Annotated in this window: 23 protein-coding genes; 9 read left to right on the top strand and 14 right to left on the bottom strand. The window is 70.7% G+C overall.

Annotated features, from left to right (window positions below):
* Positions 1-361: 361 nt before the first annotated feature.
* Positions 362-697, bottom strand: a complete 336-nt coding sequence (locus OH804_RS23755) for a hypothetical protein (protein ID WP_196921060.1) — start codon at positions 695-697, stop codon at positions 362-364.
* 31 nt (positions 698-728) lie between these two features.
* Positions 729-1073: a hypothetical protein gene (locus tag OH804_RS23760; protein ID WP_030328857.1), complete on the bottom strand. Its 345-nt coding sequence runs from the start codon at positions 1071-1073 to the stop codon at positions 729-731.
* Between the two features lie 264 nt (positions 1074-1337).
* Here OH804_RS23760 and OH804_RS23765 point away from each other — a divergent pair, with 264 nt between their 5' ends.
* The 3 genes from OH804_RS23765 to otsB all read left to right on the top strand — a co-directional run bounded on the left by OH804_RS23765 (position 1338) and on the right by otsB (position 3189).
* Positions 1338-1781, top strand: coding sequence for an XRE family transcriptional regulator (locus OH804_RS23765; RefSeq protein ID WP_030328859.1), 444 nt, complete (start codon positions 1338-1340; stop codon positions 1779-1781).
* Positions 1782-1943: 162 nt separating this feature from the next.
* Entirely contained in the window at positions 1944-2297 is a 354-nt protein-coding gene (locus tag OH804_RS23770; protein ID WP_196921059.1) for a hypothetical protein, read from the top strand.
* A gap of 67 nt (positions 2298-2364) precedes the next feature.
* A complete protein-coding gene (gene otsB, locus OH804_RS23775; RefSeq protein WP_196921058.1) occupies positions 2365-3189 on the top strand; it encodes a trehalose-phosphatase in 825 nt (274 codons plus the stop codon).
* Positions 3190-3230: 41 nt separating this feature from the next.
* Here the strand turns inward: otsB and OH804_RS23780 are convergent, their stop codons facing one another.
* The 4 genes from OH804_RS23780 to OH804_RS23795 form a co-directional block, all read right to left on the bottom strand.
* Positions 3231-4001, bottom strand: coding sequence for an isoprenyl transferase (locus tag OH804_RS23780; protein WP_196921057.1), 771 nt, complete (start codon positions 3999-4001; stop codon positions 3231-3233).
* 31 nt (positions 4002-4032) lie between these two features.
* The gene (locus OH804_RS23785; RefSeq protein WP_406059600.1) at positions 4033-5175 is read right to left on the bottom strand and encodes a geranylgeranyl reductase family protein; all 1143 of its coding nucleotides are present in this window, start codon (positions 5173-5175) and stop codon (positions 4033-4035) included.
* A 337-nt stretch (positions 5176-5512) separates the two neighbouring features.
* Positions 5513-6382, bottom strand: coding sequence for a hypothetical protein (locus OH804_RS23790; RefSeq protein ID WP_406059602.1), 870 nt, complete (start codon positions 6380-6382; stop codon positions 5513-5515).
* Between the two features lie 37 nt (positions 6383-6419).
* The gene (locus OH804_RS23795; protein ID WP_196921054.1) at positions 6420-8264 is read right to left on the bottom strand and encodes a phosphoenolpyruvate carboxykinase (GTP); all 1845 of its coding nucleotides are present in this window, start codon (positions 8262-8264) and stop codon (positions 6420-6422) included.
* Positions 8265-8703: 439 nt separating this feature from the next.
* Between OH804_RS23795 and OH804_RS23800 the strand changes: the two genes are divergently transcribed.
* The 3 genes from OH804_RS23800 (at position 8704) to OH804_RS23810 (ending at position 10679) form a co-directional block, all read left to right on the top strand.
* On the top strand, positions 8704-9240 hold the full coding sequence (locus OH804_RS23800; RefSeq protein WP_196924776.1) for a GtrA family protein: 537 nt from the start codon (positions 8704-8706) through the stop codon (positions 9238-9240).
* 63 nt (positions 9241-9303) lie between these two features.
* Positions 9304-10011 carry a GtrA family protein gene (locus tag OH804_RS23805; protein WP_196924775.1) on the top strand — a complete coding sequence of 236 codons (708 nt, stop codon included), beginning with the start codon at positions 9304-9306 and terminating at the stop codon, positions 10009-10011.
* Positions 10008-10679, top strand: a complete 672-nt coding sequence (locus tag OH804_RS23810) for a MaoC/PaaZ C-terminal domain-containing protein (protein WP_406059604.1) — start codon at positions 10008-10010, stop codon at positions 10677-10679. The genes OH804_RS23805 and OH804_RS23810 overlap by 4 nt, the downstream gene beginning before the upstream one ends.
* Before the next feature lie 45 nt (positions 10680-10724).
* On the opposite strand, the gene OH804_RS23815 is transcribed toward OH804_RS23810, so the two are convergent.
* Positions 10725-11297: a PH domain-containing protein gene (locus OH804_RS23815; RefSeq protein WP_210784420.1), complete on the bottom strand. Its 573-nt coding sequence runs from the start codon at positions 11295-11297 to the stop codon at positions 10725-10727.
* Between the two features lie 80 nt (positions 11298-11377).
* A complete protein-coding gene (locus OH804_RS23820; protein ID WP_196921051.1) occupies positions 11378-12253 on the bottom strand; it encodes a biotin--[acetyl-CoA-carboxylase] ligase in 876 nt (291 codons plus the stop codon).
* Between the two features lie 84 nt (positions 12254-12337).
* Here OH804_RS23820 and OH804_RS23825 point away from each other — a divergent pair, with 84 nt between their 5' ends.
* Positions 12338-13921 (top strand): acyl-CoA carboxylase subunit beta, encoded by a 1584-nt coding sequence (locus tag OH804_RS23825; protein WP_406059608.1) that lies wholly within the window; start codon positions 12338-12340, stop codon positions 13919-13921.
* Between the two features lie 28 nt (positions 13922-13949).
* Here OH804_RS23825 and OH804_RS23830 read toward each other — a convergent pair whose 3' ends face one another.
* From OH804_RS23830 to OH804_RS23845, 4 genes are all read right to left on the bottom strand, one after another.
* A complete protein-coding gene (locus OH804_RS23830; protein WP_196921049.1) occupies positions 13950-14804 on the bottom strand; it encodes a hypothetical protein in 855 nt (284 codons plus the stop codon).
* Complete coding sequence (locus OH804_RS23835) at positions 14797-15297, bottom strand: SigE family RNA polymerase sigma factor (RefSeq protein WP_196921048.1); 501 nt, start codon at positions 15295-15297, stop codon at positions 14797-14799. The genes OH804_RS23830 and OH804_RS23835 overlap by 8 nt, the downstream gene beginning before the upstream one ends.
* A gap of 62 nt (positions 15298-15359) precedes the next feature.
* A complete protein-coding gene (locus tag OH804_RS23840; RefSeq protein WP_196921047.1) occupies positions 15360-16343 on the bottom strand; it encodes a ketopantoate reductase family protein in 984 nt (327 codons plus the stop codon).
* A 160-nt stretch (positions 16344-16503) separates the two neighbouring features.
* On the bottom strand, positions 16504-17247 hold the full coding sequence (locus OH804_RS23845) for a M50 family metallopeptidase (RefSeq protein WP_406059610.1): 744 nt from the start codon (positions 17245-17247) through the stop codon (positions 16504-16506).
* 101 nt (positions 17248-17348) lie between these two features.
* Between OH804_RS23845 and OH804_RS23850 the strand changes: the two genes are divergently transcribed.
* Both OH804_RS23850 and OH804_RS23855 read left to right on the top strand, forming a co-directional pair.
* The gene (locus tag OH804_RS23850) at positions 17349-17900 is read left to right on the top strand and encodes a Uma2 family endonuclease (protein ID WP_406059612.1); all 552 of its coding nucleotides are present in this window, start codon (positions 17349-17351) and stop codon (positions 17898-17900) included.
* A gap of 126 nt (positions 17901-18026) precedes the next feature.
* Positions 18027-18779: a GH25 family lysozyme gene (locus OH804_RS23855; RefSeq protein WP_406059614.1), complete on the top strand. Its 753-nt coding sequence runs from the start codon at positions 18027-18029 to the stop codon at positions 18777-18779.
* A gap of 81 nt (positions 18780-18860) precedes the next feature.
* On the opposite strand, the gene OH804_RS23860 is transcribed toward OH804_RS23855, so the two are convergent.
* Together OH804_RS23860 and OH804_RS23865 are read right to left on the bottom strand one after the other, a co-directional pair.
* Positions 18861-19088: a hypothetical protein gene (locus OH804_RS23860; RefSeq protein WP_406059616.1), complete on the bottom strand. Its 228-nt coding sequence runs from the start codon at positions 19086-19088 to the stop codon at positions 18861-18863.
* Between the two features lie 65 nt (positions 19089-19153).
* Positions 19154-21178 (bottom strand): protein kinase domain-containing protein, encoded by a 2025-nt coding sequence (locus OH804_RS23865; protein WP_406059618.1) that lies wholly within the window; start codon positions 21176-21178, stop codon positions 19154-19156.
* Between the last annotated feature and the right edge of the window lie 73 nt (positions 21179-21251).

A 21251-nucleotide genomic window follows, 5' to 3' on the forward strand; every position in this document is an offset into this window, starting at 1 on the left:
GCCTCCTCCGGTGCCCGGGGACACGGGGTCGGATGCGGAACCCCATGCGCGAGGTCGCAGATCCGGGCGGACCGGCTGGCTCGGGAGAACCCCGTGCCATGCCTAGACGCTAGCCCCGCCGGACCTTCCCGGCTAGTGGCCGAACGTGGATCTCCCAAGACGTGCTCGTGAACGGCGCTCCGGCCAGCCCTGGGGCAGGTGGAGAACGCGGCGGAACCGGCCGGGATGCATGCCCCCTGCGCGCATCCCGGCCGGTGGGGCCACCGTCACCGGTCTGACGTGACCCCGACGGTGCGTGTCCGCCGCGGACGACGCACCGCGTTCGTGGTGCCGGTCGGCGAGGTGACCTCGCCGACCGACGTCAACCGGTACGTCGGACGAGCGTGCCGGTCGGGTGCCGCCCGGTGATCGGTGCGGCCGGCGCGCTGAACGACGAGCCGGTGTACGTGGTGCCGGGGCGTTCGACCACCCCGGCGGAGCGGACCACCCCCGCAGGCGAGACCGACAGGGCCGAGGCGATCGCCGCCTGGGCGTCCCGACGACGCCGGTTCCAGGCGCCCCGGTCACCGTCGAAGTAGCCCTGCCGGTAACCGAAGCGGTAGCCGATGCGGTAGCTGAGCTGACCGTGCAACCGCCCGGCCGCGTAGCTGGTGGCGCCGAGCACCAGGACGAGGAACACCGCGAGGAACGGGCTCATCGGGCAGCTCCGGCCCAGCCGGGACGCCAGGTCATCGCTCCTCCGGCTCGATCGTGGTGGGGTCGGCGACGAGCAGCCGGTCCAGGTCGTCGGTGCTGACCTCCTCGACCAGCTCGACGCTGATCCGGCAGCCGTCCAGCACGACTTCGGCCACCGAGGACCGGCGGATCTCGCCGCCGGCGTCGTAGACCCGGACGCTCAGCTCAGGGCAGCCGAGATGGGTACGCCAGGCGTTCCACTCGGCACGATCGCCGACGCTCAATGACAGGTAGCGGCAGCCTCGGGCGAGGTAGAGGCGCCAGGGGGCGGTCAGCCCCGCGGCGACCCCCTCGGCGATCAGCCCGAAGGCCTGGGCGCGGGTGGCGAGCTCGGTCACCACGACCCCCTGGCACCGGGGGCGTGACGCATGTGAGCACCAATCGTCTCATGCACGTGACACACCGTAGATTGTCCCATGGGCGTGACAGTATCAGCTTTTCGTCCGCTTACGTTTGCCACTACGTTCATCTATTCTGCCCGCGTGACACCCCTCAACAGTGGCACTGACTCGTTTACCGGAAATCCGAACCCCTCGTCACGTCCGCGTGACAGTGGCGAGCCGGGGCACGCACCCGCACTCGGCTGGCCGTACCGTCACGGAGTGACCGAGACGGCCAATGCGCGGAAGATCGCCTTCGCCACCTTCGTCCGGCGAGCCCTGGACGAGGCACGGGCGACCCGAGCCTGGAGCGGCACCGAGGTGTCCCGGCGCACCGGCGTCTCCCGGCAGACCATCAACCGTTGGGTGCGGGGCGACTGGGCCAGCGACCCGGAGGCCGAACGGGTGGTCGCCTTCTGCGAGGGCCTGGGGTTGAACCCGGCCGCCGCCTTCGCCGCGCTCGGCTGGGACCGCACCGCGACCGGCCCCCGCACCGGCCAGGCCGCCCCTCCGATGGACCCCGACGTGGAGGCGTTGCTGCGCCGCCTGGTCGATCCGCAGGTGTCGGACGCGGAGAAGTTCCACATCCGGGAAACCATCAGATACCTCGCATACCGCCCAACGTTGCCGGTCGATGTCCGAAAAAGGGGCAATCAGGCAGGCTAGTTCCTCAGATAGCGAAAGAACGCCTGGTCAGGTTCATTCGTTTGCCTCCGGGGCTGGAACGGGCACGCTAGCGTCCCTATTCGTACTGCTTGGGCTCGTCATCGGCGGGGGGACGGGACAAGGCCGAACCCAGCCCTGCGGGACAGAAGGAGGGGTCTGTCCATGACCCTGAAGTGGTTGGCAGTCGTGGTCGCAACGGTGTCGATGACACTGTGGGCGACCGGCAACACAGTGACCCTCGCGGTCGACGGCGGGCAGCTTCCGCTGCTCGTCAACCTCTTTGCGCTCATCACCGCCGGCACCGCGGTCGTCGTGGCCGTCGTCGCCGAGCTGCAGGAGCGTCTGAACAACCGGATCAGCGCGCTCACCGAGTTCCTGGTGGCACGGCTCAACGAGATCGAGAACCACACCGGCGATCGCAACACCGGATTCGTGGAGGGCTACCTGTTGAGCCACGGCCAGGATGCGGCGGTGGTGCCGTTCGGCCGGCGCGGACGAGGAGCCGCCGAACGCTGATCGCCTACCGCTCAACGGGTCCACTCGGCCAGGAATGAGCCTGGATCGCCGGGGTACGCTGACGCGCGTGCCGCCGTTGAATCTGGGAAATCAGCAGCCGAGGACCCCGTTGAACGCCGACCAGGCCTGGCGGACAACCGCCGGTCGGGCGGCCGGGACCGTGCTCTTCTTCGACTTCGACGGCACGCTCGCGCCCGTCGACGACGATCCGACCGCGGTACGCCCGGCTCCCAAGGCGTTGGCCGCGATCGAGGCGCTCGCCCCGATCGTGCAGCGGGTCGCGATCGTGTCCGCCCGACCCGTCGAGTTCCTTCGGGATCAGCTCGGCGGGCTCGTCGGCGTGGACCTCTACGGCCTCTACGGGCTGGAACACAGCCACTCCGGCGGTGAGACGGTCACCGAACCGGCCGCGCTGCCGTGGGTGCCGACCATGGCGGAGCTGGCCGACCTGGCTCGGGCGGAGCTGCCACCGGGCACGCTTGTGGAGTACAAGCGACTCTCGGTCGCGCTGCACTGGCGTACCGCCCCGCAACTCGGCTCGACAGTGCAGCAGTGGGGGCAGGCGCAGGCCGACCGCCTCGGGTTGCGGTCGCAGGCCGGGCGGATGGTGCTCGAGCTCAAGCCCCCGGTCGACCGGGACAAGGGCATGGTGATCGGTGAGGCGATCAAGGGCGCCACCGGCGCCTGGTACTTCGGCGACGACGTCTCCGACATCAAGGCCTTCGCCGCGCTGCGCGCTCGCGCCGCCGCCGACCCGGACTTCCTCGGCGTCTGTGTGGCGGTGGCCAACCCGGAGACCGGCCAGGAGGTGGCGAACGCCGCCGACCTCACGATCGAGTCGCCGGCCGCCCTGGGCGACTTCCTCACGCGGGCGCTGACCCACCTGCCCTGAACTGCCAGGCCCCGGCGGCGACCAACGGCGTCGCCGCCGGGTCAGGCGCCGTAGCGGCGTTGCCTGGTGGCGTACGAGCGCAGGGCCCGCAGGAAGTCGATGTGCCGGAAATCCGGCCAGTTGAGTTCGCAGAAGTAGAACTCCGAGTGCGCGGACTGCCAGAGCATGAACCCGGACAGCCGCTGCTCGCCGCTGGTACGGATGACCAGGTCCGGATCCGGCTGGCCCCGGGTGTAGAGGTGCTCGGCGATGTGCTCGACGTCCAGCACCTCGGCCAACTCCTCGATCGTGCCGCCGGTGGCGGCGTGCTCCAGCAGCAGCGAACGGACCGCGTCGGTGATCTCCCGGCGACCGCCGTAGCCCACCGCGATGTTGACCTCCGCGCCGCCGGTGCGCTCGCGGGTGCGCTCCTCGGCGCCCTTGAGTGCCGCCGCAGTCTGCGCCGGCAGCAGGTCGAGCGCCCCCACGATGCGCAGCCGCCAGGGGTTGCCCTCCTCGGCCAACTCCACCACCAGATCCTCAATGATCTTGAGGAGAGGGTCCAGCTCACTGGCTGGACGGCGCAGGTTGTCGGTGGCCAGCAGGTAGAGGGTCACGTGCCCGACACCGGCCTGGTCACACCAGCCGAGGACATGCTTGATCTTCGCCGCGCCAACCCGGTGCCCGTCGTTCGGGTCGACGAAGCCCATCTCCCTCGCCCATCGGCGGTTGCCGTCGCACATCACCCCGACGTGTCGGGGCACCGGCTTACCCGCGAGCTTCGCCGTGAGCCGGCGCTCGTACACGGAGTAGATAAGGTTCCGCAGCGTCATCACCTAGCAGCGTAGCGACCCTTCAGCCCGTTCACTGCCTCGGAGCCCCATCCCCGCCACCCAGACCGATGCCGATCATTGCGAGCGTACGAGCGGTGAGGCGTCCGTCACCCAGTCCCAGCTCGACCACGTCGTAGAACACCCGGTCGTCCCGACGGGCCGCCCGGACCGCCGCGTCCACCACCCGGCGTCGCCGGGCCAACCAGGCCGCGACCGAGCTGTGCCGCAGGTGCGTGCCGAGGCGACTACGCAACCCGTGGGCGTAGCGGCCAGCCGCGCCCTCGGGCGACCGGGCCGCCGCCGACCCGGCGAGCGCGCCGGAGAGCAGCGCGTAGAAGATCCCCTCCCCGGTGAACGGATTGATCAGTGACAGCGCGTCCCCGGCCAGCAACGTGCGCCCCCGCCCCGGCGACGGCCGGTGGGTGGAGAGCGGCAGGTGATGGGCGCGCAACGCGGTAACTGTCGCCAGGTCGGTGCCGGGCAGCAGCGCGGCCAGCCGGTCCAGCAGGTACGCGCGGCTCAACGGCTCACCGCGCAGCACCTCCCCGTACCCGACGTTCGCCCGGCCGTCCCCGATCGGAAACGACCAGGCGTACGCCGGCCAGCGCGCCTTCGAGGTGACGATGAGCTGCTCGGACGGGCCGGGCAGAGCCGGGGCGTACCCCCGGATTGCCAGCGCGAGGTGCCGGTCGGGGTTCTGCGGGTGGCCGAGCGCCCGACGTACCACCGAGCCGGCGCCGTCCGCGCCGATCACCACCCGGCCGGACACCTGCCCGTCGAGCACCACCCGGTCGGCGCGCGGCTCGACCTGGCGCACCGTGTGCCGACGCAGCTGGGCGCCGGCGGACACGGCGGCCTCCACCAGCCGCGCGTCGAAGACCTCCCGGGGCACTGTGTACGCGGGTCGGGGCAGCGCCCGAGCCACCGCGCCGCCACCCGGCGAGATCATGCGTAACGCCGGCAGCGGCGCGTAGCCCGCCACCGCCTCGGTCACCCCCAGCTCGGCGAGCACGTCCACCGAGTGCGCGGCGATCCCGTCACCGCACGCCTTGTCCCGGGGAAAGTCGGCCCGGTCCAGCAGCAGCACGCTGGCCCCCGCCCGGCGCGCCGTCAGCGCGGCAGCCGCACCGGCCGGCCCCGCCCCCACCACCACCACGTCGAACTCGTCACCCACCGCGCGCCTCCCTCCAGCCCGACGCGACGCGGCCGCTCCCGCCGGGCAACCCGGTCGGCCTTGCGGCCGGCCGCCCCGACGATCTCCGCAGCCGCCCCGACGCCGGCCACTGTGACCGACGCCACCCGCCATCCTGCCCCCTGCCCGCCCGCAAAGACCGCTCCCGCAATGGGCCGGCCTGTCTCACCCACCCTTTGCTCTGCACCCGCGGACGCGACGGTTACCGTCCGCGACTGTCGCCTATCGGGGTGCAGAGCAAAGGAAGGCATGGGCAGGGCTGGGCCGTGGTCGGCCGGCGGGCCGGCACCCAGCGATGTCGGTGTGGGCAGCGCCGCGGTCAGGGTTGGGGTTCCGGTTGGGCGGCGTCGGGAGCACGGGCAGCGCGGCGTAGGCCGTAGAGGGCCAGCCCGGCGGCCGCGACCAGGGGGGCGCCGTCGCGGACCAGGCCGTCCACGCCGAGCAGCCACCAGCACAGCGGCAGGTCCACGGCGAGTACGGCCACAGTGACGACGACCAGCAGGCCACGTGCCCAGTCCTTGCCCCGCATCAGGAACGCTGTGCAGAACAGCACCGCGTAGCTGGCCGTGATGCCCGCGCCGAACCAGAACAGCACGGCCGGTACCGCTGTCAGCCGACCATCCAGGATGGAACCCCCGGCCACCAGGGCCGGCACCAGCATCAGCGGGCTGTAGGTGAAGGCCGCCACCCGGCTGGTCAACAACCAGGCGCTGGCCTGCGGTCGGCGGGGAGGGGTTTCCCGCCAGGAGATGCCGTCACGGTCGATGACGAGGCGGGGACGGTGCCGGACCAGGTGCCCGGCCAACGCCGACGAGCGGTAGAGCAGCCAGACCACCGCGACACAGAGCGCCGTGAGGATCGCGAAGCCGAGCAGGCCGGGCAGCGGTGGCACCCCCTGCCGGGGCACGATGAGCCGGCCGACCGCGAAGATCGTGGTGACCGCGAGGATCAGCCCGAACGGGCGGGCCACCGTACGACCCCGTCGCACGTGCCCGATCAGCAGCAGGAAACCGAACGAGCGCAGCATGGCCCAGCCGGTCCGTACGGCCAGCCCGAAACCCTGCTCCGGGGCGTACCACCAGTTGAGCAGTTCGACCACGACGGTGGCCGCCGCCGTCGTCGCCAACAGGGTGGTCAGCACCCGGACGGCGGACGGCCGCCGGACCTGGGTCTCGGCGGCCGTCCTCATGAGATCCAACATTGCCCGCAGGGGGCCGTCTTCACACCTAGCGCTGCGGCTGTACGGCGTCGAGGCGCGCGCGCAGCGCGTCCAACTCGGCCCAGAGCACGCCGGGCAGCTTGTCACCGAACTTCTCGAACCACTCGGTGATCATCGGCAGCTCGTTACGCCACTCGTCCGGGTCGACCTTCAGTGCGATCCGAACGTCCTCCGGGGTCATGTCCAGGCCCTCGACGTCCAGGGCGTCCGGCGCGGGGACCATGCCGACCGGCGTCTCCACCGCGTCGGCAGTGCCCTCGATCCGCTCGACGACCCACTTGAGCACCCGGGAGTTCTCCCCGAAGCCCGGCCAGAGGAACGAGCCGTCCGGGTCCTTGCGGAACCAGTTGACGTAGTAGATCTTCGGCAGCTTCGCCTCGTCGCCGTCGGCGCCCTTGCCCATCTCGATCCAGTGCCGGAAGTAGTCCCCGGCGTTGTAGCCGATGAAGGGCAGCATCGCCATCGGGTCCCGTCGGACCACGCCAACGGCGCCGGACGCGGCGGCGGTGGTCTCCGAGGAGAGCGTCGCGCCCATGTAGACGCCGTGCACCCAGTCGCGGGCCTCGGTCACCAGCGGGACGGTGTCCTTGCGGCGTCCGCCGAAGAGGATCGCGTCGATCGGCACGCCGTTCGGGTCGAAGTACTCGTCGGCGAGGATCGGGCACTGGGTGATCGGGGTGCAGAACCGGCTGTTCGCGTGGGAGGACAGGCTGTCGCTCTCCGGCGTCCAGTCGTTGCCCTTCCAGTCGATCAGGTGCGCCGGCGGCTCACCCATGCCCTCCCACCAGACGTCGCCGTCGTCGGTGAGGCCGACGTTGGTGAAGACGGAGTTGCCCCGGTCCAGGGTGCGCATGGCGTTGGCGTTGGTCTTCCAGTCGGTGCCGGGCGCGACGCCGAACAGGCCGTACTCGGGGTTGACCGCGTAGAGGCGGCCATCCGGGCCGAACCGCATCCAGGCGATGTCGTCGCCGATGGTCTCGACCTTCCAGCCGGGAATCGTCGGCTCCACCATGGCGAGGTTGGTCTTGCCGCAGGCAGACGGGAACGCCCCGGCGATGTGGTAGACCCGACCCTCCGGAGAGGTGATCTTGAGGATCAGCATGTGCTCGGCGAGCCAGCCCTCGTCCCGGCCCATCACGCTGGCGATACGCAGCGAGTAGCACTTCTTGCCCAGCAGCGAGTTGCCGCCGTAACCCGAGCCGTACGACCAGATCTCCCGGCTCTCCGGGAAGTGCGAGATGTACTTGGTGTCGTTGCACGGCCAGGCGACATCCTCCTGGCCGGGCGCGAGCGGGGCGCCGATCGAGTGCAGCGCGTGCACGAAGTCCGCGTCGTCACCCATGGCCTCGAGGACCCGGGTGCCCATCCGCGTCATGATCCGCATCGAGGCGACCACGTACGGGCTGTCGGTGATCTCGACACCGAACATCGGGGACTCGGCCTCGACCGGGCCCATGACGAACGGGATGACGTACATGGTGCGACCGCGCATGGAGCCCCGGTACAGCTCCGTCATCGTCCGCTTCATCTCGGCCGGCGCCATCCAGTTGTTGGTGGGGCCGGCGTCCGCCTCGTCGACGGAACAGATGTAGGTGCGCTCCTCGACCCGGGCGACGTCCGTCGGGTCGGTGCGCGCGTAGAACGAGTTGGGCTTCTTCTCCGGGTTGAGCCGGATCAGGGTGCCGGCCTCGACCAGCTCGTCAGTGAGGCGGCGCCACTCCTCGTCGGACCCGTCCACCCAGACGACACGGTCGGGGGTGGTCAGTTCCGCGACCTCACGGACCCAGGCGAGAAGTTTCGGATGGGACGTCGGGGCCTGATCGATACCCCGCACAACAGCCGGAGCAACCATGACACATCTCCTTGTGGTCGACGCTGACCGATCTATGGGATGCACGAGACTCAGCGGCGCGATGCGTCGCCTTCGTGGAAACCTGGGATTGGCCTCAGCGTAAACCGGGCAGCCTTCCGAGTCAGTGGGACAGGTTGTGAAGAACTGCACAAGCTACGGCCTCGCTGCGGCATCACGAGCTGATACCCGCTTTCCCGCGCAGTTTCACGCAAATCTTGTTGTGCACCCCGGCGGACGCTTGTTGCGGTCGGGCCGTGGACCTGCCCCGCCGACCGGTGCGGGGATTCCCGTTCCACGGCGGCTCAGTCCTCCCAATTGGCTACGCTCTGTGCAACGGCTACACACACGGCGATGGGCCCCTCCGGGAGACCACGCCCGCGTGCCGTAGCTACCCCTCCGACTGGCCGGCAGCCGGTAGGCTCCCTCCGTGGCCGCCACGATGACCGGGGAACAACCGGGTCCCCGGCAGACCCGACAGGGTCTCGTCGGCAAACTCCTCGACCGCTTCGGTCACCTGCTGCGCGAGATGAGCAAGTTCGCCACAGTGGGTGGTTTCGCCTTCCTCGTCGACTTCGCGCTCTTCAACTACCTGACGAGCAAGCACGGCGTCGAAGAGCTGACGGCGAAGACGATCTCCACCGTGATCGCGGCCTCCGTCGCCTTCGTGGGCAACCGGTTCTGGACCTGGCGGCACCGCCAGCGCAACAACGCGGCCCGCGAGTACGCGCTCTTCTTCTTCTTCAACGCCGTCGGCCTCGGCATCACCGTGGCCTGCCTCGCGCTCAGCCGCTACGGCCTCGGGGCCATCTGGCCGGCCGTGTTCCAGACCCGCCTGGCGGACAATCTCGCCAGCTACATCGTCGGCACCGGGTTCGCCACGCTGTTTCGATTCTGGTCGTACCGGCGGTTCGTCTTCGTCGAAGCGGGAACCCCGCCCCTTCCGCAGGTGAATCCCGACCGTGACCACGAGGCGTGACCTGCCGCCCATCTCGTTCGGCCGGTGATCGCCGGCCGCACCGACTGCCCTAAGGTGTTTCGCATGCGTCTTGTCCGCCTGCTGCCTGAGCGCTGGCAAAAGTTCATCCACGAGGCGCTCAAGTTCGGCATCGTCGGCGGCATCAACACCGTCATCAATTACGCGGTGTTCAATGCCCTTGCACTGACCGTTTTCGTCAATGGTCAGTTGAAGGCGACCGTGATCGCGACCATCGTCGCGACCATCACGTCGTACCTGATGAATCGGCACTGGACCTACCGCGATCGCCCGAAGTCGGCGCTTCGCCGGGAATATCTCCTTTTCTTCCTGTTCAACGGCGCTGGCCTGCTCATTGAACTGGGTGCCGTAGCGGCGGCCAAGTACGGCCTCGGCCTACACGGTCTGCTGGCGCTGAACCTGGCCAAGACGGTCGGCGTCATGCTGGCCACACTGTTCCGGTTCTGGTCATACCGCACCTTCGTCTTCCAACCCGTCGCACCGGCCGAGGACGAGGCCGCGAAGCCCGACTCCACCTGGCACGACATTCCCCGCGACGAGTGGGACACCATGGCGGAGATGGACCCGGTCGCCGAGCTGGCGGAATCCGTGTCCGAGTTGGAGGAGGCGGAGTCCGCGCAACGCGTCGACTCGCCACCCGGCGCACCCACCCAGGGTCGGCCCACCCGGCTGAGCGTCAGCCCCGCCGTCGACCTGGACGCGGAACTCGCCGCGGAGCTGCACGTCAGCACCCGCCGCGCGCCCCGCCGGTGACGGCGCCCGACGCCCGCTCCGGCACGGGGCGACCGGCCGAGCTGTTCTTCGAGGATCTCGTGCCGGGGCTCACCGTCGACCTCGGCGTGGTCACCGTGGACGCCGACGAGATGGTCGCCTTCGCCCGCCGCTTCGACCCGCAGTGGTACCACGTCGACCCCGACCTGGCCGCCGCGAGCCGGCACGGCGGTCTGATCGCCAGCGGCTTCTACACGGTCAGCCTGTTCATGCGCGCGTACGTCGACCACCTGCTGTCCCGGGCCGCCGCGGACGCGTCCCCCGGCCTGGAGGAGCTGCGCTGGCTCGCCCCCGTACGGGCCGGCGACCGGCTCGCGGTCCGGGTCGACGTGATGGGCGCCCGACCGTCGACCGCCCGCCCCGGGCTCGGCACTGTCAGCCTCACCGGCACCATGCTGCGCCTCGGCCCGGACGACCGGCCCGAGCAGGAGGTGCTGCGGACCCGCTTCCGTGGCTGGTTCGCCGTACGCCCGGTCGAAGCCGACGCCGCCGAAGCCGAGACTGCCGAAGCCGCCCCGACCGACGGCGACCGTCCCGAGGCTGACCGGCCCGACAGCGGCCCGACCGCCACGGACCCGTCCACCGCCGGGTCGTCCGACGGCACACCGACGGTGAGCAGCGACTCCGCCGAGCCTCAACGAAACGACTGACCCGCCCCCGACGCAACGGCAGGGGCGGGTCTCAACCGGCCCGGATCAGGTAGTGGTGTCGCGCAGCGGCTTGCCGTCCTGCATGTCGGCGAGCATGTCGCGCATCTCGCCATCGCCCAGCGAGTGCTTGTCGTGCTGTGCCTCGACCAACTCGTACAGGGTGGTCTGCACCTTTCCGACATCCGGCACGTCGGCGAGCACCGACTGGCCGCGCTCACCGGCCGACTCGATGGTGAGCGTCCCGCAGCCCAGCAGGCGCTCGACGAAACGCTGGTTCATCGAGTGGTCGTTGACCCGGGCGAGCGGGAGGTCCCGCCGGTCGCGGGAGAACACACCCTGCTGGAGCAGGACTCGCTCGTTCGTGAACAGGTAGTGGGTGGTGCGCCAGACCAGGAACGGCCACAGACCGAGCCAGAGCACCGCGACCAGGGCGATCGCCCCGATCACCGCCAGCGCTATCGAACCGCCGCCACTCTCCGGCAACAGGAGCACGCCGACCACCACCGCGGCGATGGCCAGCACCAGCACCGCGATCGGCCGGATCAACGCCTTCCAGTGCGGGTGCAGGTGCAGCACGACGTGCTCGTCCTCGGTGAGCACGTCTTCAGGAAACGCCACGGGAACCTCCAACGCGATTTTCTAGACGCGCAGACGGTAAACCCCCCAAGCCCCACCACAACATCCGCCACGCGGCCCCCTCAGCGGAGGTGCAGCACGTCTCCTGCGGCCAGGGTTCGGGTGCCGGTGGGGGTGGTGACGATCAGTTGGCCGTCGGGGTCCACTCCGGTGGCGGTGCCGGTCAGGGACTCGCCGGTGGGGAGCAGGACGCGTACCTCGCGGCCGATCGTCGCGCAGGCCTCCAGGTAGGCGTCACGCAGGCCGCTGGCCACGGCGTCGCCGCCCGCCGAACGCCACCTGTCGTACCAGTCGGCGACCGCGCGCAGCAGCGCCCGCAGCAGCGGATCCCGGTCGGTGGCCACCGCGCCGGCCAACTGGAGCGAGGTGGCCGGCAGCCCGGTCGGATTCACCGGCAGCTCGTCGGCGCGCAGCGTCACGTTGAGCCCGATACCCAGCACGATGGCCGGCGGTTGGTCCGGCGCACGTCCGGGCACCGCCTCGGCCAGCACCCCCGCGCACTTCGCGTCGCCGATCAGCAGGTCGTTCGGCCACTTCAGGGTGGCCTCCAGCTCGGCCAGCCGGGCCACCGCCTCGACCAGCGCCACGCCGGCCAGCAACGGCAGCCACCCGTACCCCGTGGGTGCCGCCGGCAGCCAGCCGCGGTCCGGCACGGCCTCGCCGGGCCGCAGCAGCACACTCGTCGCGATGCCGGCCCGCGCCGGAGACTGCCAGACCCGACCCCGCCGGCCCCGACCCGCGGTCTGCCGTTCGGCGACCACGACCAGGCCCTCGGGCTCGTCGGCCCGGGCGGCCTCGGCCACGTCGGCGTTCGTGGAGCCGGTCTCGGCACGCAGCTCCAGCCGGGTCCACGGCCCGTTCGGCGCGATCAACGCGCGGCGCAGCCGGGCCGCCGACAGCGGCGGCCGGTCCAGATCGGTGTACGGGGAGCCCGACATTCCGCCAGCCTACGGCGGTGCCCCGGTCGACACTGAGGCGTACTGCACAGCCGCACCCACCTGAACCATCGTTATATTCCCTGGGTGACTACCGAGACCGGGACCAACATCCACAGCACTGCGGGCAAGCTGGCGGACCTGGAGCGCCGGGTCGACGAGGCGGTGCACGCCGGGTCGGCCCGCGCGGTGGAGAAGCAGCACGCGCGCGGCAAGAAGACCGCCCGCGAGCGGATCGAGATGCTCCTCGACGAGGGCTCCTTCGTCGAACTCGACGAACTGGCCCGGCACCGGTCCACGGCCTTCGGCCTGGAACGGAACCGCCCGTACGGCGACGGTGTGGTCACCGGCTACGGGACGGTGGACGGCCGGCAGGTGTGTGTCTTCGCGCAGGACTTCACGGTCTTCGGCGGCTCGCTCGGCGAGGTCTTCGGCGAGAAGATCGTCAAGGTGATGGACCTGGCCATGAAGATCGGCTGCCCGGTGGTCGGCATCAACGACTCCGGCGGCGCGCGCATCCAGGAGGGCGTCGTCTCGCTCGGCCTCTACGGCGAGATCTTCTTCCGCAACGTGCGGGCCTCCGGGGTCATCCCGCAGATCTCGCTGGTGATGGGGCCCTGCGCCGGCGGCGCTGTCTACTCCCCCGCGGTCACCGACTTCACAGTGATGGTCGACCAGACCTCGCACATGTTCATCACCGGGCCGGACGTGATCAAGACGGTGACCGGCGAGGACGTCGGCATGGAGGAGCTGGGCGGCGCCCGTACGCACAACTCCCGCAGCGGCAACGCGCACTACCTCGCCAGCGACGAGGAGGACGCTGTCGACTACGTCAAGGCGCTGCTGTCGTACCTGCCGTCGAACAACCTCGACGAGCCGGTCGTGGTCGAGGCCCCCGCTTCGCTTGAGGTCACCGACGAGGACCGGAAGTTGGACACCCTGATCCCGGACTCAGCCAACCAGCCGTACGACATCCACACGGTGATCGAGCACGTCCTCGACGACGGGGAGTTCCTGGAGGTCCAGCCGCTCTACGCGCAGAACATCGTGGTCGGCTACGGCCGGGTCGAGGGGCGACCGGTCGGTGTGGTGGCCAACCAGCCGATGCACTTCGCCGGCACCCTGGACATCGCCGCCTCGGAGAAGGCCGCCCGGTTCGTCCGCACCTGCGACGCGTTCAACATCCCGGTGCTGACCTTCGTGGACGTGCCCGGCTTCCTGCCCGGCACCGGTCAGGAGTGGGACGGGATCATCCGCCGGGGCGCGAAGCTCATCTACGCGTACGCCGAGGCGACCGTCCCCAAGGTCACCGTGATCACCCGCAAGGCGTACGGCGGGGCGTACGACGTGATGGGCTCCAAGCACCTGGGCGCGGACCTGAACTTCGCCTGGCCGACCGCGCAGATCGCGGTGATGGGCGCGCAGGGCGCGGTGAACATCCTCTACCGCTCCGAGCTGGCCGGCGCCGAGGACCCGGCGGCGGTCCGGGCCGAGAAGATCGCCGAGTACGAGGACACCCTGGCCAACCCGTACGTGGCGGCCGAGCGCGGGTACATCGACTCGGTGATCCCGCCGCACGAGACGCGCACCCAGATCGTCCGGGCGCTGCGCGTCCTGCGCACCAAGCGGGAGACCCTGCCTCCCAAGAAGCACGGCAACATCCCGCTCTGATCTCGGTCCCTTGATCGCCCCGGCGGCGTCAGCAGGGCGGGTTGGCGGCCGCACACATCCGTGCTGCCGCCGCCACTGCGAGCTGGACAAGTTCGGCCTCGGTGCCGTCGTAGCCGAGGCGGAGTACCGAGACGGTGTCGCCGACCCGGACGACCGCCACCAGGATCGGCGACGGTTGGTCGCCGAGCGGCTGCCCGGTCTCCAGGTCCCGGGTGAGGGTGAGCGAGTCCCGCAGGATGGCGGCGTCGTCCCCGGCGAAGCCCCGCTGCACCACCGACCACCGGTGCAGCGCTTCCCCCGTGCGGGTCCCCCCTGCCGTCAGGATCGGCCCAACGCTCAGCCATTCGGCACACGGAGCGACCAGGTCGTCCAAACTGGCGAAGAGCTGTCTGGCCGTCTCGGGTACTAGCCGGAAAAGATCCTGCGTGACCAGACCATCCGACTGGGTGAGGATCGGCGCAGCGCGCTTGGGCACAAACGTCTGTGAACGGGACAGGATTGACGTCTGCCAGCCCTCCGACCGTCCCTGGCTCGTCCGGCAGTAGCTGAGCATGTCCGCCAGCCGGACCGGCTCGCCCAGCCCCGACTGGCTGAGCTGCACATCGACCTGCTGCGGCAGGTCGGCTGGCTGCAACAGGGCGTCGGTGGTGATCTCGTGCCGGGTCGGCGAGGCCGAGGCGGCTGGCTGAGCCGGTGGCGACGACGTTCTCGGCGCCGCGACCGCCACCGCCGAAACCCCGGCCAGGGCCAGCACGACGGTGGCCACCACGATCTTGCGCTGGCTGCGGCGACGGGCCCGGGAACGGATCTCCTCCGGGCCGAGCCAGCGCACGTCCTGCAGGTCCCGCTGGATCTGCTCGACGAACGTCGGGTCGTCACGCATCGGTTGCCTCCTCCAGGTCAGAGACGGCGAGCAGGCCGGCGAGCGCAGTGCGCCCCCGGGAGAGACGGGCCTTGACGGTGCCCACCGGGGCCGCGGTCTCCCGCGCGACCTCGGCGACCGGCATACCCACCAGGTAGTAGAGGGCGATGGCGACGCGTTGCTCCTCGGGTAGTCGACGCAGGGCGGCGACCACCGCGACGGTGTCGGTTCCCGGCCCGGGAACGGTCTCGGTAGCTCCGTGTCGCAGGTAGGCGCGGGCACGGCTGCGTAGGCTGCGCCACCGGCTGACAGCGATCCGGCTGGCCACCACCCGCACCCACGCCTCCGGGTCGTCGTACTCGCTGACCGTCGACCAACGCTGCCACGCCCGGACGTACGCCTCCTGCACGGCGTCCTGCGCCTCTCCCCGATCGCCGGTGAGGGCGTAGACGAACCCGAGGAGTCGTTGCCGACTCCCCCGGTAGAACTCGTCGAACCCGTCGACGTCCGGCACCCGCTACCTCCCCGTGTCGGTCGCTGGGAACACGCACCGGGCAGGGTCGTCGGTTGCCCCGGTCAGGCGATCATCTTCTGCAACTCGGCGAGCGGGAACGCGCCGGCCGCGATCCGCTCCCGGACCGCCCGGCGTACGGCCCGCTGCACGGCGACGTTGACCGGCGTCGGTACGCCGTGCAGCCGACCGAGCAGCGCGATCTCGCCGTTGAGGTGGTCGACCTCGGTGGAGCCGGTACCCCGGGCCAGGCTCTGCCAGGTGGAGCCGCCGGAGCGGGCCTCGCCGCCGACCGGACGCTGCCCGACCAGGTCGCCGCGTTCGGCCTTCTCCTCCTCCGGCGAGGTGTGCGCGATGCCGGCGGCGGCGAGCACGGCGACGCCCTCGGCGCGTACCTGCTCCACCAGCGCGTCCGGGATGTCCCCGCCGAGCAGCGCCTGGAGGCCGTTGCCAAGGTTGCTGAGCAGCTTGCCGTACTTCCAGCGCAGCACATCGGTGCGGACCGGGGCGACGAAACCGGCGGCGGTCAGGTCGGCGGCGATCGCCCGGTCGGTGTCGTCGGCGCCCCCTGGGTACCGCCCGATGTGGAGCATCCCGGGATGCGGGTAGCCGTTGGCGACCACCACGCCCGGTTCCAGGTGGGTGGCCGGCAGCCAGACACAGACCGCGTGAACGTCGGCGAAGAGGCGCAGCGCGGCCCGCTCGTTGGCCACCCCGTTCTGCGCGGTCACCAGCGGCAGACGTTCGCCCGCCGTGCCGCCGCCGACCACCGGCGCGTCCACCCAGGCGGCCAACGCTCCGGCGGTGTCCTGCGACTTCACGGTGAGGACCAGCACGGTGTCCGCTGGCAGCGGCTGGTCAGTGGGCCCGTCCACCGCCGCGAGCCGGGCGGTGACCGCACCGTCGGGCTGCCGCACTGTCAGACCCCGCGTGCGGATCGCGTCCAGGTGGGCGCCGCGGGCCACCAGTGTCACGTCCCGGTCGGTCTGGGCCAGCCGTACGCCGATCGTCCCGCCGACCGCGCCCGCCCCGATGATCACGTATCGCATGGCCTCATTCTGCCCGCCCACACCTCTCCAGCCCGTGCCCCTCCCGCCCCTCCCGCCACCCCTCCCACCGTCGATCATGGAGTTGTGGTGCCTGGCTGCGGGGGTATTGCGGCTTTCGCGGCCCACCACAACTCCTTGATCGACCCGGGCGGAGGCGGGGTTAGAGCGTCAGGCCGGCGCTTGCGAGGATCGGGCCGGCGAGCAGCAGCGCGCCGGCGATCAGCGCCGCCAGGTTGACGACTGCGAAGACGCTCACCCAGAAGAGCGGCGGGAACGGGGTGAGTCCGGCGAGTTGGTCGGCGTCGGAGGCGGGCATCCGGCCGCGCGAACGCAGCCGTTGCAGCTCGACCACCGGCCGCACCCCACCGAGCAGCAGAAACCACACCCCGGCGTACGCGAACGCGGCCTGGACCTGCGGCGTCGCGTACCACGAGACGGCGAACACCAGCGCGCCGGTGACCAGCAGCGACACCACGCCGAAGACGTTGCGGATCATGACGAGCATGGCCAGCAGCAGCGCCACGGCCACCCAGAGCAGCAGGGTGATCCGGTTACCGCCGAGCAGCCAGGCGCCGGCCAGCCCGACCAGCGGCGGCGCGACGTACCCGGCGAGCAGGGTGAGGATCATGCCCGGCCCGGTGGGACGGCCGGCGGAGAGCGTCAGCCCGGACGTGTCCGAGTGCAGCCGGATGCCGCGCAGCTTGCGGCCGGTGAGTAGGGCGACCAGGGCGTGCCCACCCTCGTGCGCGATCGTGATGGCGTTACGGGCGATCCGCCACGGCAGCCGGGTGGAGACCACCACCAGCGCGACGGCCCCGGTGAGCAGCACCAGCAGCGCGGGCGGGTCCGGCTGCGCGCCGAACAGCGTGTCCCACAGGTCGCCCAGCCCGTCGATCGACATCATGGGGCGCGAGCCTACCGGCGGCGTTCCGTGTCGCTCCCGAGGCACCGGCTCGTATCCTGTGAAACTGATCGGGTGGCGACTGGGGCGGGAGGTGGACGCAGGTGAGCGCAGCCCCCGTGGAGCCGCACGTCGGCCTGTGGACCGAGGCCGACTACTTCGCTCTGGGCGAGACGCCTGACCGGATCGAGCTGCTCGACGGGAGCCTGCTGGTGAGCCCTGCACCGAGTCGACGGCACCAGCGGGTGTCGCGCCGGCTGGCAAACAGCATCGAGGCAGCAGCAGAGCCTCGCGGTCTCCTGGTCTATGACGCGATCAACGTCCGGCTCGGCGTCGACCGGGTCGTCATTCCGGATCTCGTCGTCACCGACGCCGACGACGACGGCACCTATCTCGACTCCGACCGAGTGTCTCTTGTCGGCGAGGTCGTCTCGCCGGGAAATGCGGCAGCCGACCGCCTGCTCAAGATGCAGCTCTACGCCATTGCGCGGATCCCTTGGTATCTGCTGGTCGAGCAGGACGGGGACGGTCACTCGTTGCGGCTGTTCCGGCTGGACGGTGAGCACTATGTCGAGGACCAGGTGGCCAAGCCCGGCGAGACGCTGACAGTCGTCGAGCCGTTCCGCTGGCAGCTCGACCCGGCCACGCTGCGCTGATCCGTCCCGCCTCGGCGAGCGGTCCCGCACGGAGCATCGATGAAGCTTTTTTCCGGTCGCTCTTGTGATCTAGGGCACTTAACTCCAAAGATGGGTGTCGATAGAGCGACGTCCTTGGAGGCACTCATGGCCCGTACCCGATCATCGCTGCGCCGCGCGCTCGCGGCCGGCCTCACCGTCCTCGCCACCGCGGCGGCGGCCCTGGTCGCGACCGCCGGACCGGCGGCCGCCGCCACCACACCCGGTGTCGACGTCTCCCGCTACCAGGGCACCATCAACTGGACAAGCGTCCGCAACGCGGGCATCCAGTTCGCTTTCATCAAGGCGACCGAGGGCACCAGCTACAAGGACCCGAACTTCAACGCCAACTACGTCAACTCGTACAACGCCGGGGTGATCCGCGGGGCGTACCACTTCGCCCGCCCGAACATCTCCGCCGGCTCGACCCAAGCCAACTACCTGGCCTCCAACGGCGGCGCCTGGTCCGCTGACAGCCGCACCCTGCCGGCCGCCCTCGACATCGAGGGCAACCCGTACAGCGGCGGTTACTGCTACGGGCTCAGCACGACCGGGATGCGCAACTGGGTGCAGGACTTCCTGAACACCTACCGCTCCCGCACCGGCCGGTACGCGGTCATCTACACCACCACGAGCTGGTGGAACCAGTGCACCGGCAGCTGGACCGGCCCGTGGGCGAACCACCCGCTCTGGCTGGCCCGCTGGTCGAGCACCCCCGGCGCCCTGCCGGCCGGCGCGTCGGTGTGGAGCTTCTGGCAGTACACCAGCACCGGCGCGGTCTCCGGAATCAGCGGCAACGTGGACCGCAACTACTGGAACGGCGACCGTAGCCGCCTGATCGCGTTGGCCAACAACACCTGACCGGGCCGTTGGCGGCAGCGGGATCGACGGTCACCACACGGTCGACAATCGGTCCGGCTGCCGCCACACCACCGGGTACGGTCAGGCCCGCCGCCGACTCAGGGCCGGCACCACAGCATTCTCACGAGCCAGGGCGCCCCTGCGGGTCAACCGCCAGGCAGCCACGCCAAAGCCGGCAACGATCACGACGCCGAGCAGTGCGATGAGCACCGAAACCCCCGCGCTGACCAGCAGCAGGATCGCGTCGCCGAGCGCCACGAGCATCCACAGTGCCAGCCGGGGCCGAGTGTCCCTCCGTCGGTAACCCATGTCGTGCCTCCTTCCGTCGTCGACTGTCAATTACCCACGACGGCGGAAGGTCATGCGAATGAGTTTCAGTCCTTACGGTCGGGCTGGAAGCCCTTGGCGATCCGGTCGAAGTTCGGCAGGTTGGCCTGCCAGTCCTTCGCCGCGATCTCCCACCGCAAGGCGTAACCGCGGTTCTTGGCCGTCACGAACCCACGGTTACGGACGTGGATCCGCTGCCCGTCCCGGGTCTCCAGCCACTCCCAGTCCCCGCAGGTCTTCCAGAAGTCGCAGGCCACGATGCCAAGGTTCTGGTAGTTGTTGACTAGCCTCTTGCGGTTTGGCTCCTGCTCCCGCCAGTCCGCGACTGCATCCTTCTTCGGGGAAGGGGTCCACTGCACGAGCAGCTTTCCCGGCCCGTTGGACTGGTTGAAGACGACAGTGTTGCCGTTGACCTGGCTACGCACCCAACCGTCGGGCATCGGCAGGGCGAAGCCGGCCGGGTCCCGGTGCAGCTTCCAGCCCGCCGGCAACGCGTTCGGGTCGACCGAGGGGGTGGCCGAGGCGGACGGGCTCGGGGCGCCGCTGGTGGGCGGCGGAGGCGCCGCAGCGGTGGTCGGTGCGGGCGCCGAGGTCGCGGCAGCACCGGTCGGGTTGGCCTGTGGGCTCTTGTCGTCGCCCTTGGTCAGCATCGGCACGACCACCACGAGGCCGATCAGCAGCAGCGCGACCACGGCCCCGATCAGCAGGTTACGTCGGGTGTTGTTCGGCTTCGTGCCATCCGAGGGTGGCACCGCCGCGCGGCCGGCCGGACTCACCGGCGGCATGAGCGACGTCGGGGTGGTGGGCTTGCGCTGTTCCGGAGCCACCGGCGGACCGTCGACGACAGTCGGCTCGTCGTCGACGTTGGCCGTACCGTCGCCGCTCGTGTCAGGCGCGGCCGTGACCTTCGCGGTCGGCTCGGCCTCGGACGGGTCGGCATCGGACGGGCGGTCGATCGGGGCGGTCGGCTCGGCCGGCGCCGCTGCTGTCGATTCGCCCGACACCAGGGCGGTCGGGTCGGCGGCCTTGGTGTCGGAGGAGACGACGGCCGTCGGCGTGGCATCGGCGGCGGGAGTCGCGGCGGCAGCGGAGGTGGCGGCCGAGGCGGTCGCGGCGGCGGCCGGCGGCGGCGACACGGGCCGGTCCGCACTCTCGGCCGGTCGCGGGGCCGGCACCACCGGCAGGCGCGGCTCGCGCGGGCCGTTCGGCCCAGGCCGGCGTACGCCATCGAGCAGTGAAATCCCGCGCGACCGCTTGCCGCCGGCGCGGCGCAGCAGGCGCTCCGCCACCTCGGCGGTGATGCGCTCGTTCGGGTCCTTGCGCAGCAGCCCATTGAGCACGGCCTTGAGCGGACCGGCGTTCTTCGGTGGCGGAATCGGCTCGGTGGCCAACGCGGCCAGGGTGCCGATCGCCGACGGGCGAGCGTACGGCGACTTGCCCTCGACAGCCGCGTAGAGCGTCGCGCCCAGCGACCACAGGTCGGCCTCCGGCCCGGCGGTGCCGTCCCGGGCCCGCTCCGGCGAGATGTACGCGGGTGAGCCGAGCACCATGCCGGTGCGGGTCACATTGGGGTCGCCCGGGATCGTGGCGAGACCGAAATCGGTCAGCACCACCCGGCCGTCGTCGCCGAGCAGCACGTTGCCGGGCTTCACGTCGCGGTGCATGACGCCCGCCTTGTGCGCGGCGCTGAGCGCACCCAGCACGCCCAGGCCGATCTCCACCGTGCGGGCCACCGACACGGGGCCGTCCTCGGCGAGAGTGTCCTGCAAGGACTTCGACGCCACGTACTCCATGACGATCCACGGATCGCCGTCGGTGCGCAGCACGTCGAAGATGCGGACGACGTTGGCGTGGTTGAGCCGGGCGATGGCCCGCGCCTCCCGCAACGAGCGCTCGCGCATCTCGCGGCGTTCCTCATCGGTGAGACCGGGCGGCGGCACCAACTCCTTGATGGCGACGTCCCGGTGCAGCACCTCGTCGCGCGCCTTCCACACCCGGCCCATGCCGCCCTGGCCGAGCGGCGACAGGAGCCGGTATCGGTCAGCGACGAGTTGGGGAAGCGCGTTCGACATCGGTGAGACGGTACCCGGACCCGCTGACGCTCACACCGCCGGCACGCCACTGTGCGCTTCGGGTAACTTCGCG

It is taken from the genome of Micromonospora sp. NBC_00860 (assembly GCF_045207375.1).
GTDB lineage: Bacteria > Actinomycetota > Actinomycetes > Mycobacteriales > Micromonosporaceae > Micromonospora > Micromonospora vinacea.